This window comes from Flavobacterium sp. FlaQc-47 (genome assembly GCF_044006475.1).
Taxonomy (GTDB): domain Bacteria; phylum Bacteroidota; class Bacteroidia; order Flavobacteriales; family Flavobacteriaceae; genus Flavobacterium.
Genome location: NZ_JBIPCQ010000005.1, coordinates 199,295 through 212,499, shown reverse-complemented (window position 1 = coordinate 212,499; position 13,205 = coordinate 199,295). Strand labels below are relative to the sequence as shown.

Here is a 13,205-nt window from a genome sequence, read left to right as displayed (position 1 = left end):
AAATGTAACAAGTTTGAAGTACTTTAGTCAAACAATACAAATACCATTTATTAAACTCCAAAAATTCAAATTATGAAATTAAAGGTTACACTCTTCTTATTTCTAAACATTGGCTTTTTTGCCTTTGCTCAGGAAAATTTAACCTATCAAAAACCATCAAAATCTATTTTAGATTTAGCTGATTACGAAAAAGCGCCACTTGTATCTATGGATACTAAAAAAGAGAATCTGTTACTAATGTACAGAAACACTTATAAAACATTAGACGATCTTAATCAGGATGAACTTCGTTTAGCAGGTTTAAGAATTAATCCAACAACAAATATTTCAAGCACTGCAACATACACGACTAATCTTAAATTAAGAAAAATTAGCGGTAAAGATGAAATACAAGTTACCGGTTTGCCAACAAATCCAAAAATAAGCAACATCGTCTGGTCACCAAATGACAAGAAAATTTTGTTCTCGCATACTACAAAATCAGGGGTTGAACTTTGGTTTTTAGATGTTGCAACTGCAAAAGCGGCCAAACTTACTGATGCAACGGTAAATGCAAATCTTGGAAATCCGTTTAGCTGGTTTTTAGACAATGAAACTATTTTAGTCAAAATGTTACCTAAAAACAGAAAACCATTATTAGATTCTAAAAAAGATTTACCAACCGGACCTATTATTTCTAATACTGCCGGAGTAAAATCCCAAAACAGAACCTATCCTGACATGTTGAAAAATCAGAATGATGAAATCAATTTTGAAAACATCATGACTTCTGAACTCTATAAAGTCAACCTTAACGGAACCGCGACTTTATTCAAAGATGCTGCAATGTATGCGGGAGAAAGAATTTCGCCAGACGGAAATTATATTATGTTGACGACGATCCAGAAACCGTTTTCATATGTAGTTCCTTTAAACAGATTTCCTTCTAAAACTATTGTTTATAATGCAAAAGGAAACGAAGTTAAAACTGTAAACGAAGTTCCGTTAAACGAAGTAATACCGAAAGGTTTTATGGCAGTTCGCAAAGGAAAAAGAGAAATGATCTGGAGAAATGACAAACCTGCAACTTTAGCTTATGTTGTAGCTTTAGACGAAGGAGATCCTGCAAATAAAGTAGATTTCAGAGACGAAGTTTATCTTTGGGATGCTCCTTTTATAAACAATGCAACTTCATTAACAAAAGTACCTCAGCGTTATAACGATATTATTTGGGGTAATGATAATATTGCTTTTTTAAGTGACGAATGGTATGACACCCGTAATACGAAAACGTATTTAATCAATCCGTCAAATCCGTCTCAGCAGCCAAAGGTAATTACAGACAGAAACCAACAAGATGTTTATTCAGATCCGGGAGCTTTTGAAACCAAAAAAAATGAATACAATAAATACGTTTTAGCGATCGAAAAAGACAATGCATTTCGTATTGGTGAAGGTTATACTAAAGAAGGACAATTTCCTTTTATTGATGAATTTAATTTAAAGACATTAAAAGCAAAACGTATTTACACGTCGGCTTATAAAGATAAAAAAGAAGATTTATTAGGAATCGAAGATTTTAAAACCGGTAAAGTTTTAGTTCAGATTCAGTCTAAAAGTGAATATCCAAATTACTATTTTAGAAATATCAAAAAACAAAATAGCCTGACACCAATTACTTACTTTGCAAATCCATTTGAAAGTATAAAAGATGTTAGTAAAGAAGTAATCAAATACAAACGTAAAGATGGCGTTGAACTTTCAGGAACTTTATATTTGCCTGCCGGTTATGACAAAGCAAAAAAAGAGAAACTGCCTTTATTAATCTGGGCTTATCCTGCTGAATACAAAGACAAAAATAGTGCAGGACAATCGACTCAAAACTCAAACGAATTTACTGTTCCTTATTATGGATCGTTTGTATATTGGGTAACAAAAGGATATGCCGTTTTAGATGATGCTGCTTTCCCAATTATTGGTGAAGGAACTACAGAACCTAATGATAACTTTATTACTCAGTTAGTAGATAATGCAGCTGCTGCAATTGATGCTGTTGATGCTTTAGGATATATTAATCGCAAAAAAGTGGCTGTTGGAGGACATTCATACGGAGCTTTCATGACAGCTAATTTACTTACACATTCTAACTTATTTGCTTGCGGAATTGCCAGAAGTGGTGCGTACAACAGAACTTTGACTCCGTTTGGTTTCCAGACAGAGCAACGCAATTACTGGGAAGTGCCAGAAGTTTATACTGCAATGTCTCCTTTTATGAATGCCGATAAAATGAAAACACCTCTTTTATTAGTTCATGGTGAAGCAGATAATAATCCGGGAACTTTTACTTTGCAAACAGAACGTTATTATCAGGCTTTAAAAGGTTTGGGAGCAACAGCAAGAATGGTGATTTTACCTAAAGAAGCACACAGTTATGTTGCCAAAGAAAACATTTTACACCTGCTTTGGGAACAAGATCAGTTTTTAGAAAAATATTTAAAAAACTAGATTTCCTTATTATTTATAAAGACAAAACCCGACAGATTTAAAATCTGTCGGGTTTGTTTGTTTTTAAGAAAAAATATCTAATTATCTAATGTCAAATTAGATAATTAAAGATAATTTAATGCTAAGAATATTTCCTGATCCAGAGGCAGATCAATTTCACTTTCAAAAAATACTAATTGTCTTTTATATACAGTTTCAATTAGATAATGATTTCCTCTAAAATACGTTTTTCTAATTTTTACCGGCAAATTAGATTCGGCAACCATTTTAAATTGATGCGGATAAACTAAAGTTTTATGGGTTTCATCTTCATAAGAAAGTAGTAAATGAGTTGGTAATTCATTTACTTCTCCAAAAAGTGATGCCACATATTTAGTTTGAGGATCTTCATAAATTTTTATCGGATCATCTTTTACAATAAGTTCTCCACCACGCATTACGATTGCCTGATCTGCAAAAGATAAAGCATCGGTACTGTCGTGGGTCGCAATAATGCAGGTGATTCCTTTTTGTTTTAGATATTTAAATAAATTTCGGCGCAAAGCATTTTTTCTAAAAGCATCAATCTGACTAAAAGGCTCATCTAATAAAATCACTTCCGGTTCTAAAGCCAGAACTCTTACTAAGGCAACTCTTTGTTGTTGTCCTCCACTTAAAAACTTTGCTTTTACGTTTGAAAAGTTCTCCATTTCTACCATTTCCAGTAATTCCTGAACACGAAGTTTTTTCATATTCGCAAAACCATTGGAGAGAAATTTTCCAACATTTTCGGCTACGGTTTCAAAAGGAGACAAATCAAAATCCTGAGCCAGGTATTTCATAAAAGGCATTCCGGGAATCAAATTGTATTTAGGACCATAAACAGGCTTTTCATTATAAAAAATCTTGCCTTCGTTTAAGTCATATAAGCCGTACATTAATTTAAGAAGCGTGCTTTTTCCGCAGCCACTTTCGCCAATAATAGCAATATTTTCACCTTTATTTATGGTAAAGGAAACGTTTTTTATAACTGGGCTGTCGGTATACGTAAAAGATATATTTTGAATGTCGAGCATGGGTTGTATTTGAAAGGTCAAATTTACAATGTTTAATTTCTAAAGTCAAAAAAAAGCTGCTTCAATTATGAAACAGCTTTTAAGAAATTTTATTGCGTTTGAAACTTATTTTCCAGCTTCAGATTTAGCATCATTTACCATTTTGTCATTTGCAGTGATTGAAAACTCTACACGACGGTTTTGCGCTCTTCCTTCCGGAGTATCATTTGTAGCAATAGGTTCAGCGATTCCTAAACCTGAAGTTTTGAAACGGCTTGATTTTAATCCTTTTGCAACTAAATAAGCTTGCACAGATGCAGCTCTTTGTCCTGAAAGCGTTAAGTTATATTCTGGTTTTCCTGTATTATCAGTATAACCAAAAATTTGAATATCAGTATCTCCATATTCATTAAATACAGAAACTAATTTATCTAAATTTGTTTTTGCCTGAGGCGTCAATGTTGATTTGTTAGTATCAAAACGAACAGAGTTTTCATTTAAAGTTAAGTGAATTCCTTCTCCAACTCTTTCTACAGATGCACCTGGTAAAGCCTGATCAATTTGACGGGCTTGTTTGTCCATTTTGTTTCCAATAAGGGCACCAGTTCCACCACCTACAGCAGCTCCAATTGCAGCTCCTAAAGCAGTGTTTCCACCTTTTCCTAAATTATTTCCTAAAATACCACCAATTAAACCACCGGCAACTACTCCAATTCCGGCTCCTTTTTGTGTATTATTAGCGTTTTTTACTGAATCGCAACTTGCAAAGAAACTTACTAAAACAAGTAAACTACTCAAACCTAAAACTGTTATCTTTTTCATATTGTATATTTTTATTTTTTAATTTGCTCTTTGAAATTGGTAAGTTACATCCTTAACTTGTCCACCTACATTAATATTATCGATTAACTGAAATGATGTATCAGTTAAACCGGCAACTTTTAATAAGTAACCATCTCTTACATTTTTTGATTTTGTTCCAGGATTAACAATTTTAAGAACAAAAAGTCCCTGATTGTTAATACTCCAAACAATTGGTGAAGTAAATGCCGTACAACTTGGCGCAGTTAAATTCATTGTCCCTTTATTATTATTAGAAATAAAATTCCAGGTACTTCCAATAAAACATTTAGAATCGGCAAGATCAAAAGATGTTACCTTTATGTAGTCAGAACCTGCATAAGATACATTGGTTAATACCCAATTTCCTTTAATAGCTACTTGAGTAGGTCTGTCAAGTTTAGTCGATAGTGGAGTTGCTTCCGGGGAAGCCGTAGTCGAAGCTGATTTACACGCGAATAACATCGTGGCGATCATGCAAATGAAAAGAATCTTCTTCATTTTGTTCATTTTTTTAAGTTATTACTTACTTATTTAACAATTATTATTTTAACAAAGATACAATTCAAACACCAAACTTTGTTTTAGAATCTAATTATTTTCTTTCAAAATTAACACTTACGCCATTTTGTCACTCAAAAAACAATTGGTATTCTATTTGAATAAATGAAAATCATCACTTTAAACTAATAAATTAAATAACTATGACAACAGGTAAAATTAATGTTTCGGTAGAAAACATCTTTCCCTTAATCAAAAAGTTTTTATACAGCGATCACGAAATTTTCTTGCGTGAATTGATTTCCAACGGTACAGATGCTACTTTAAAATTAAAACACTTAATTAGCATTGGCGAAGCTAAAGTAGAATTGGGAAATCCTGTAATAGAGATCAAAATTGACAAAGAGGGTAAAAAAATCCACATTATCGATCAGGGTTTAGGTATGACAGCTGACGAAGTGGAGAAATACATTAACCAGGTTGCTTTTTCAGGAGCCGAAGAGTTCCTTGACAAGTACAAAGATTCTGCTAAAGATTCTGGAATTATTGGTCATTTTGGACTTGGATTCTATTCTGCATTTATGGTTGCAGAAAAAGTAGAAATCATTACTAAATCATATAAAGATGAGCCAGCTGCGCACTGGACATGTGACGGAAGCCCGGAATTTACTTTAGAGCCGGCTGACAAAACTTCACGTGGTACGGAAATCATCTTGCATGTTGCCGAAGATTCTCTTGATTTCTTAGAAGATTCAAAAATCAGCGGTTTATTAAATAAGTATAACAAGTTTATGCCTATTCCAATTAAATTTGGAACAAGAAAAGAAAAAATAGAACAAAAAAAGGGAGAACAAGTAGCTCCTGAAGATGTTGATAATATTTTTACTGAAGTTGAAGTAGACAACATCATCAATAATCCAAATCCGGCGTGGACAAAACAGCCAACGGAATTATCTGATGAAGACTATAAAAGCTTTTACAGAGAATTGTATCCAATGCAATTTGAAGATCCGTTATTCAACATACATTTAAATGTAGATTATCCGTTTAACCTGACTGGAATTTTATACTTTCCAAAATTAGGTTCAGACATGCAAATCCAGAAAGATAAAATTCAATTGTACCAAAACCAGGTTTACGTTACAGATAACGTAGAAGGAATTGTACCTGAATTTTTGACAATGCTTAAAGGAGTTATCGATTCACCGGATATTCCGTTGAACGTTTCCCGTTCCGGTTTACAGGCAGATGGTGCAGTTAAGAAAATCTCTAACTACATTACTCGTAAAGTAGCCGATAAACTAAAAGCATTATTCAATGAAAACCGTGCTGATTTTGAAGCTAAATGGAACGATATTAAAATCGTTTTAGAGTACGGAATGCTTTCTGAAGATAAATTCTATGAAAAAGCAGGTGCTTTCTTTTTATATCCTACAGTTGATGATACTTACTTTACTCTTGAAGAATTAAAAGAGAAACTGAAAGACAACCAAACAGATAAAGATGGAAAACTTGTTATTCTGTATGCCGGAAACAAAGATGCACAACACTCTTATATTGAAACAGCAAAAGAAAAAGGATACGAAGTATTACTTTTAGATTCTCCGATTATCTCTCACTTGATTCAAAAAATTGAAGGTGATAATAAAGATGTAACTTTTGTTCGTGTAGATTCTGACCATATTGATAATTTAATCAAAAAAGACGAAAACACGATTTCTAAGTTATCTGACGAAGAAAAAGAAAGCCTTAAAACTTCATTAGAAGCTTATATCCCTAAGGCATATAGTGTACAACTTGAAGCTATGGACAGTCAGGCAGCTCCGTTCATTATCACGCAACCTGAATTTATGCGCAGAATGAAAGAAATGAGTCAGTCTGGTGGCGGTGGAATGTTCGGGATGGGAAATATGCCTGAAATGTATAATCTTATTGTGAACACAAATTCTGATTTAGCAAATAGTATTTTAAATACTGAAGACAAAACACATCAGGAACATTTAGTAAAACAAGCTTTAGATTTAGCTAAATTATCGCAAAACCTATTAAAAGGAGAAGCTTTGACTGCTTTTGTAAAAAGAAGTTTTGAAATGATCAAATAAGAAATAACTACATAAGTTATTTTCACACTAAGCCCCGTAAATTATTTGCGGGGCTTTTTTTATTCGATTGAAAATTGTAACCTTAATTTGACATGATTAAAATGCACTTTTTATACATGAATATGAAAAAACATCAACAATCTTAATTAAGAAATAGATCAGGATTTATTTTTTCACTAAAATTGAAACACAACATACTACATTCAAACTATTTTCTTTATTTTGCAGCAAAATCTAAAAAACCAATGAAAAAATCAATTATTGCTTTTGTTACAATTGCGCTATTAGCATCTTGCAGCAAAAAAGAATCAACCGACAGTTTGCACCTTACAGGAAATATAAAAGGACTAAAAAACGGAACTCTATATATTCAAAGAGTAGTAGATACCGCCCTAGTTGCTATTGACAGTATCAAAATAGATGGAAATTCGTCGTTTGAAAGTGATATAAAACTTGAATCTCCAGAAATGCTTTATTTATTCCTGGATCGCGGTGTAACTAATTCATTAGATAATAATGTTATGTTTTTTGCTGAACCGGGAAATATTAATATCGACACGAACTTAGATAATTTTATTTTTGGTGCTAAAATTACAGGATCTAAAAATCAGGAATTATACGAAGAATACAAAAAGATCAACTCTCGTTTTAATGACGAAAGCCTTTCTATGGTTGAATCAAGATTTAATGCAATAAAAAGTCAAGATCAAAAAGCGATTGACAGCATTACAGCAAAACAAGAATCTAATACTAAAAGAAAATACTTGTACGCTACAAATTTTGCGCTTAACAATAAAGATCACGAAATAGCACCTTATATTGCGTTAGCTGAGATTTATGATATCAATGTTAAATTTCTTGATACGATTCAAAAATCTATGACACCTAAAGTTGCACAATCTCTTTATGGAAAAAAACTAACCAAATATGTTGCTGACATTAAAAAGGAAGAAAAAAAATAGCTTTAAGATTACATAATAAACGAAAACGTCCTGAATATTTCAGGACGTTTTTTGTATGTATACATTCCATTTTGAAAATTGGAATCTGGATTTTAAAAAGATTGTAATTTTATTTATCTCCCTACCAAAGATCCTAATATTGCAAACACAAAAATTAGTCCGTACAATACTAAAATGGCAATCATAAAAATACCAATAAATTTATAATGAGATTTCAAGTATTCCAATGAATTTGTTAATGATTCAGAATCATTATCTCTAAAAGCTTTTTTTGCATTAGATGAAAATTTGAATAAGTAATAAACCGGAAAAAAATAAATTGCTGCAAGAATAAAATAAAGAACACCAATTATTGCTCCAAAAGAACTTCCCATAGCATTTGCCCCGGGAATTACTGATCCCATTGTAGCCAAAAATGCTCCTGCAAAAATTGCCCCTATCATCAAAAGCCCAATCCCGATGAAGCCAACAATGGATAAAAAATAAGCCCATTTTGCGGTTTCTTTTAAAAAGCCTTTTGCAGATTCATTGAGCTGCAACTCAAATTTTTCAAAAACTGAATTTTCTTCCATTTCTATTAGTTGTTTTGGTTAAGAAACAAACATAAGAAAAATATTGTTACAATTATTTTAAATTACTACTCAGATTTAGTTATTAATTTGTCATTTCGACCGTAGGGAGAAATCACATTACGGATTTACCAGTTCGTTGCTCTCTGGATGTGATTTCTCCCTACGGTCGAAATGACAAGTACAAAAAAAGAGACTCTAACAGAGTCTCTCATTTATTATAATTTCATTTAAAATATTATTTCAAATTATGTAATTTTTCTAAATACTCAATTTTATCTTTTTCAACCTGAACTAAACGTTCATAAAGCTCTACAACTTTATCAAGCGGATTAAAAGTTGGCTGATATTGAACATTTGAATTCATTGAAGCATTATCATGATTATTAATTGTATTACCAATAATATTGAAAATTGCTTCTTCCGAGAAATTTTTGATTGCATCCACAGTTACACCAAGAACTTTTGCAATTTCTACAAGTTTATCTTCGTCAATTGTTTCACTATTTTCAATAGCCGAAACCGCTTGCTGGTTTGTTCCTAAAGCTTGCGCCAATGCTTCTTGCTTCATATCTCGAAGTTCACGAATACGGCTAATTTTTCGCCCTATATGATTTGGTTTTGTAAGTGTGCTCATAATTCAAAGATAATGATTAAGTGTAATACGAGCAATATGTAAAAAACATATTTAACAATGTAAGATACTGAAAAAAAATACAATTTTTCGGACAAGTCTATTTTGATTTATTTTAAATCATAATCCTGTCATTTCGACGCAAGGAAAAATCACACTAATAACGGATCAAGACTAAATGTTGTGGAAACATAAAAGAGATTAGTAGTTAATTGAAGTTGCTCGTTTAATAATTCAATAAATAAATTGACTTTAGAAAGTTTAATCCCTACGGGATATTTTTCGGGTTGATTTTTATCCTACCAATATTAAACTCCTAACGGAGTAAAAAAATATCCCGGAGAGATTACATTTATTTACTGGATGATTTTTACCGCAAAGCACGCAAGTTTTTATCGTCGAGTGAGTTAGTTCACAAAGCTTTGTGTTGACATAGCTTTGTGGTCTTTGTGTTTATATCCGTCTTGCTTGGTAAAAAATCTTTGGGTGCTCTGTGGTATTTTTTTCTCTCTCCACAGGTTTTCGTGTTGATGGCTAATAACTCTGCAGCAAATGTCCTTAATCTTTATCGAGCTACTTGTTTGATTTCTCCTTGCGTCGAAATGACAACTTATACTTAACAAAATCTCTTTTACATCAAGATTGGGATTTGGAATTAGAAAAATTGGAACTTATTTTTGACTTTATTCCAAAAAAAAACCACCACTAAAAAGTGATGGTTTTACGTTGAGCCGGCGGAGGGACTCGAACCCACGACCTGCTGATTACAAATCAGCTGCTCTAGCCAACTGAGCTACGCTGGCGACTCATTACGGGTGCAAATATAAAGTGGTTTTTTTGAATTTCCAAAATAAATTTGCGTTTAATTTCATTAAAAAACCACCACTAAAAGTGATGGTTTTATGTTGAGCCGGCGGAGGGACTCGAACCCACGACCTGCTGATTACAAATCAGCTGCTCTAGCCAACTGAGCTACGCTGGCGACTCATTACGGGTGCAAATATAAAGCGGTTTTTCGTTTTACCAAAATATATTTGCACTTTTTTATACTTTTTTTTGCTTACAATTCGTTGATTTTAGCAATCAATTGATTAGCAGTTTCTTCCAATTCAACATTGATTTGTTTGAAGTGTGCTTTTTTGTTTTCAACGTTTTTAGCATTCACTTTTGTGATCAAAGTATCAAAAGCAGCGATAGCTTCATCGATCAAAGTATTCGTTTCCGGAGTAGGATTTCCTGTTGTAGACATTTCAAATAAGTAAATTGCCTCTATAATATCTCCTAATACGAAGTTGATGTCTTTCTTTAAATTCTTAACGTTTGCCATTTTCTTTTTAATTTTAATTTGCGACTGCAAAAGTACATATAATCTTTTTATTAAGCGCTATGAAATGTAAATTTCTAAAATAGAAGCTTTTCCGCTTAAAATAAATGCATTTATCTCAGCCGGAATTAAAATCGTATCGCCTTTTATATAGGATTGTTTGAAACCGTCATATTCAATTTCAAAACTTCCTTCGACACACATATAAACCGTAAAAGTTTCTCCGTTTTTACTGGTTTCAATTCTTCCGTCAAGCGGAATAAAATTGGTGGTAAAATAAGGACAATCTACTACTTCGTTTGAAGTATTTGCTTTTGTCTCATATTTTTTCTGAGTTTCTACTCTATTATAATTAATTGCATCAAGCGCTAAATCAACATGAAGTTCTCTGGTATTTCCCTGAGCGTCTTTGCGGTCAAAATCATATAAACGATAGGTAATATCAGATGTTTGCTGAATTTCGGCTACCACTAATCCTGCACCAATAGCATGAACTGTTCCGGTTTCCAGAAAGAAAACATCTCCGGCTTTTGCTTTTACATCATCTAAAATCGAAACTAATGTTTTATCATTTAAATGTTTCAGATATTCTTCCTTACTTGAACTTTCCTTAAAACCCACAATGATTCTTGCATCCTGATCTGCCTGCATTACATACCACATTTCGGTTTTACCAAAAGAGTTATGACGTTCCTTTGCCAGTTTATCATTTGGGTGAACTTGTATCGAAAGATCTTCTCTTGCGTCCAGATATTTAAAAAGCAAGGGGAATTGTTTTCCAAATCGACTATAAACTTTGGTTCCCAGAATTTCGTTTGGCGTTTCATCAATAAGTTCCATCAATGATTTTCCCTTCAAAACTCCATTAGCAACAACACTTATATCACCTTCTACAGTAGACAATTCCCAGCTTTCGCCGGTTATCTTAGATGAAATTGGTTTATTAAGGAGCGTTTTTAGTTTTTCTCCGCCCCAGATTCTATCTTTTAAGATAGGTTCAAATTGTAAAGGATATGATTTTGGATTCATGTTTTTTAGTGCTAATATCTTTATTAATTTAATATCAAACTGATACTATTTTTTATTTCTACAATACTAATTCTTTGACAGTTGCAAGAGCTTTCGGGATGTGCTTTCCCGCATTCATACTATCAAAAATCAAAATAACAACACCATTTCTGTCAATCACATAGGTTACTCTTCCCGGTAAAAGACCAAATAAACTATCGCGCACCCCAAAAAGATGTCGCAACTTTTTATCCTGATCAGATAAAAGTATAAAAGGCAATTGATGTTTATCAGCAAATTTATGATGCGATTTCACGCTATCACTGCTAATACCAATAACCTCTGCTCCTAAATCTTTAAAATCTTCGTATTGATCTCTAAAACTACAAGCTTCAGTGGTACATCCTGGTGTATTATCTTTTGGATAAAAATAAATCACTAGCGGTTTTCGCCCCAAAACACTTTGGCTTTCAAAAACTTCTCCATGACTATCTTTCGCAGTAAAATTCGGAACTATATCTCCTATTTTTAATGACATTTATTATTCTCCTTTATAAGTTACAAAATTGCGGTCCGTTTCATTCAAAACGATTTCAAGGTCGAAATCGGGTTGAATTCTTTTTCTAATTTTATTCCATATCACAACTGCAATATTTTCAGCAGTTGGATTCAAATCCTGAAATTCCGGAACATCCAGATTCAGGTTTTTGTGATCAAACGGTATCTCTACTTCTTCCAGTATAATATCCGCTAATACTTTCACATCGAGAACAAAACCAGTTTCAGGGTCAACTTTTCCTGTAACACTTACTGTTAAACCATAATTATGACCATGAAAATTGGGATTATTACATTTTCCAAAAACAGCATTGTTTTTTTCAGATGTCCAATCTTTTCTGTGCAATCGATGTGCAGCATTAAAATGCGCTTTTCTTGATATGGTTACTTTCATTTTGATGGTTGGTTAGTCTGGGTTTAAATTTTATGGTCTTCTAAATAATGATCAAATTGATCAAAAATTATTTTAAACCAAACGGTATAAATTTCGGGTTGTTTTTCAATATCTGCTTTTACATCTTCAATTGTCATCCATTTCCAATCCTCAACTTCTTCAGGATTTATGGCAGGATTATCATTGTAATACCCAATCATAACATGGTCTAATTCATGCTCTGTTAAACCGTTATCAAAAGGTGCTTTGTAAATAAAGTGAAAAAGTTCTTTCAGTTCAGCTTTAAAACCCATTTCTTCAAACAATCTTCTGCTTCCTGCGTCAACGTTCGTTTCTCCTTCACGCTGATGGCTGCAACAGGTATTAGTCCAGAGTAAAGGCGAGTGATATTTATGATGAGCACGCTGCTGTAGCATAATTTCGTTTTTATCATTTAAAATAAAAACCGAAAAAGCGCGATGTAAAACTGCTTTTTCATGTGCTTCTAATTTTGGCATTAAGCCAATTTGCTCATCGTTTTGGTTTACTAATATTACGTTTTCTTCTATCATAGGTATTATTGATCAAACAAAAATACGAAAAAAGTAATGGCTTGAAAATCCTAGGCGAGATTGTGAAAAGTTTAACGAGCGTTGCATTTTACAAAATTTTGATTAGCAGCAAAATACAAAATAAAGAGATTCAAAAAACCTTAAAAATTAAGCCTTAAAAACTACAACCTTCTATTTTACGTAAATAAAGAAAAGTTAAAACATACTTAAAAATATCTCAATTGTAAATTACACGACATTTCAA

The 13,205-nt window shown here is 32.6% G+C and carries 13 protein-coding genes and 2 tRNA genes; 3 read left to right on the top strand and 12 right to left on the bottom strand.

Features of this window, described 5'->3' with window-relative positions; genetic code table 11:
* The first annotated feature begins 72 nt into the window (after nucleotides 1–72).
* Entirely contained in the window at nucleotides 73–2,484 is a 2,412-nt protein-coding gene (locus ACHRVX_RS17430; protein WP_395334455.1) for a prolyl oligopeptidase family serine peptidase, read from the top strand.
* Between the two features lie 104 nt (nucleotides 2,485–2,588).
* Here ACHRVX_RS17430 and ACHRVX_RS17425 read toward each other — a convergent pair whose 3' ends face one another.
* From ACHRVX_RS17425 to ACHRVX_RS17415, 3 genes are all read right to left on the bottom strand, one after another.
* Nucleotides 2,589–3,539: an ABC transporter ATP-binding protein gene (locus ACHRVX_RS17425; protein WP_395334453.1), complete on the bottom strand. Its 951-nt coding sequence runs from the start codon at nucleotides 3,537–3,539 to the stop codon at nucleotides 2,589–2,591.
* A 105-nt stretch (nucleotides 3,540–3,644) separates the two neighbouring features.
* A complete protein-coding gene (locus ACHRVX_RS17420) occupies nucleotides 3,645–4,340 on the bottom strand; it encodes an OmpA family protein (protein ID WP_213308126.1) in 696 nt (231 codons plus the stop codon).
* Between the two features lie 18 nt (nucleotides 4,341–4,358).
* Entirely contained in the window at nucleotides 4,359–4,859 is a 501-nt protein-coding gene (locus tag ACHRVX_RS17415) for a lipocalin family protein (protein ID WP_395334451.1), read from the bottom strand.
* A 203-nt stretch (nucleotides 4,860–5,062) separates the two neighbouring features.
* On the opposite strand from ACHRVX_RS17415, the gene htpG reads away from it, so the two are divergent.
* Nucleotides 5,063–6,961 carry a molecular chaperone HtpG gene (gene htpG, locus ACHRVX_RS17410; protein ID WP_395334449.1) on the top strand — a complete coding sequence of 633 codons (1,899 nt, stop codon included), beginning with the start codon at nucleotides 5,063–5,065 and terminating at the stop codon, nucleotides 6,959–6,961.
* Nucleotides 6,962–7,206: 245 nt separating this feature from the next.
* A complete protein-coding gene (locus ACHRVX_RS17405; RefSeq protein WP_395334447.1) occupies nucleotides 7,207–7,923 on the top strand; it encodes a DUF4369 domain-containing protein in 717 nt (238 codons plus the stop codon).
* Nucleotides 7,924–8,036: 113 nt separating this feature from the next.
* Here the strand turns inward: ACHRVX_RS17405 and ACHRVX_RS17400 are convergent, their stop codons facing one another.
* From ACHRVX_RS17400 to idi, 9 genes are all read right to left on the bottom strand, one after another.
* Nucleotides 8,037–8,495, bottom strand: a complete 459-nt coding sequence (locus ACHRVX_RS17400; protein ID WP_395334445.1) for a DUF5362 family protein — start codon at nucleotides 8,493–8,495, stop codon at nucleotides 8,037–8,039.
* A 235-nt stretch (nucleotides 8,496–8,730) separates the two neighbouring features.
* Entirely contained in the window at nucleotides 8,731–9,129 is a 399-nt protein-coding gene (locus tag ACHRVX_RS17395) for a helix-turn-helix domain-containing protein (protein WP_395334443.1), read from the bottom strand.
* Nucleotides 9,130–9,855: 726 nt separating this feature from the next.
* Nucleotides 9,856–9,929 (bottom strand) — tRNA-Thr (locus tag ACHRVX_RS17390).
* A 105-nt stretch (nucleotides 9,930–10,034) separates the two neighbouring features.
* Nucleotides 10,035–10,108, bottom strand: a tRNA-Thr gene (locus ACHRVX_RS17385).
* Between the two features lie 78 nt (nucleotides 10,109–10,186).
* A complete protein-coding gene (locus ACHRVX_RS17380) occupies nucleotides 10,187–10,453 on the bottom strand; it encodes a hypothetical protein (RefSeq protein WP_213300209.1) in 267 nt (88 codons plus the stop codon).
* Between the two features lie 57 nt (nucleotides 10,454–10,510).
* Nucleotides 10,511–11,479 (bottom strand): type I phosphomannose isomerase catalytic subunit, encoded by a 969-nt coding sequence (locus tag ACHRVX_RS17375; protein WP_395334441.1) that lies wholly within the window; start codon nucleotides 11,477–11,479, stop codon nucleotides 10,511–10,513.
* Nucleotides 11,480–11,537: 58 nt separating this feature from the next.
* Nucleotides 11,538–11,996, bottom strand: a complete 459-nt coding sequence (locus tag ACHRVX_RS17370; protein ID WP_395334439.1) for a peroxiredoxin — start codon at nucleotides 11,994–11,996, stop codon at nucleotides 11,538–11,540.
* 3 nt (nucleotides 11,997–11,999) lie between these two features.
* Nucleotides 12,000–12,410: a 6-carboxytetrahydropterin synthase gene (locus ACHRVX_RS17365; RefSeq protein WP_213300231.1), complete on the bottom strand. Its 411-nt coding sequence runs from the start codon at nucleotides 12,408–12,410 to the stop codon at nucleotides 12,000–12,002.
* Between the two features lie 23 nt (nucleotides 12,411–12,433).
* A complete protein-coding gene (gene idi / locus ACHRVX_RS17360; protein ID WP_395334436.1) occupies nucleotides 12,434–12,961 on the bottom strand; it encodes an isopentenyl-diphosphate Delta-isomerase in 528 nt (175 codons plus the stop codon).
* Nucleotides 12,962–13,205 lie beyond the last annotated feature (244 nt).

Excerpts from the sequence above, each read along its gene's own strand:
- ACHRVX_RS17415 (WP_395334451.1), bottom strand. The coding sequence starts at position 4,859 with ATGAAGAAGATTCTTTTCATTTGCATGATCGCCACGATGTTATTCGCG.
- ACHRVX_RS17405 (WP_395334447.1), top strand. The coding sequence starts at position 7,207 with ATGAAAAAATCAATTATTGCTTTTGTTACAATTGCGCTATTAGCATCT.
- ACHRVX_RS17400 (WP_395334445.1), bottom strand. The coding sequence starts at position 8,495 with ATGGAAGAAAATTCAGTTTTTGAAAAATTTGAGTTGCAGCTCAATGAA.
- ACHRVX_RS17380 (WP_213300209.1), bottom strand. The coding sequence starts at position 10,453 with ATGGCAAACGTTAAGAATTTAAAGAAAGACATCAACTTCGTATTAGGA.
- ACHRVX_RS17430 (WP_395334455.1), top strand. The coding sequence starts at position 73 with ATGAAATTAAAGGTTACACTCTTCTTATTTCTAAACATTGGCTTTTTT.
- idi (WP_395334436.1), bottom strand. The coding sequence starts at position 12,961 with ATGATAGAAGAAAACGTAATATTAGTAAACCAAAACGATGAGCAAATT.
- ACHRVX_RS17375 (WP_395334441.1), bottom strand. The coding sequence starts at position 11,479 with ATGAATCCAAAATCATATCCTTTACAATTTGAACCTATCTTAAAAGAT.
- ACHRVX_RS17425 (WP_395334453.1), bottom strand. The coding sequence starts at position 3,539 with ATGCTCGACATTCAAAATATATCTTTTACGTATACCGACAGCCCAGTT.
- htpG (WP_395334449.1), top strand. The coding sequence starts at position 5,063 with ATGACAACAGGTAAAATTAATGTTTCGGTAGAAAACATCTTTCCCTTA.
- ACHRVX_RS17420 (WP_213308126.1), bottom strand. The coding sequence starts at position 4,340 with ATGAAAAAGATAACAGTTTTAGGTTTGAGTAGTTTACTTGTTTTAGTA.
- ACHRVX_RS17370 (WP_395334439.1), bottom strand. The coding sequence starts at position 11,996 with ATGTCATTAAAAATAGGAGATATAGTTCCGAATTTTACTGCGAAAGAT.
- ACHRVX_RS17395 (WP_395334443.1), bottom strand. The coding sequence starts at position 9,129 with ATGAGCACACTTACAAAACCAAATCATATAGGGCGAAAAATTAGCCGT.
- ACHRVX_RS17365 (WP_213300231.1), bottom strand. The coding sequence starts at position 12,410 with ATGAAAGTAACCATATCAAGAAAAGCGCATTTTAATGCTGCACATCGA.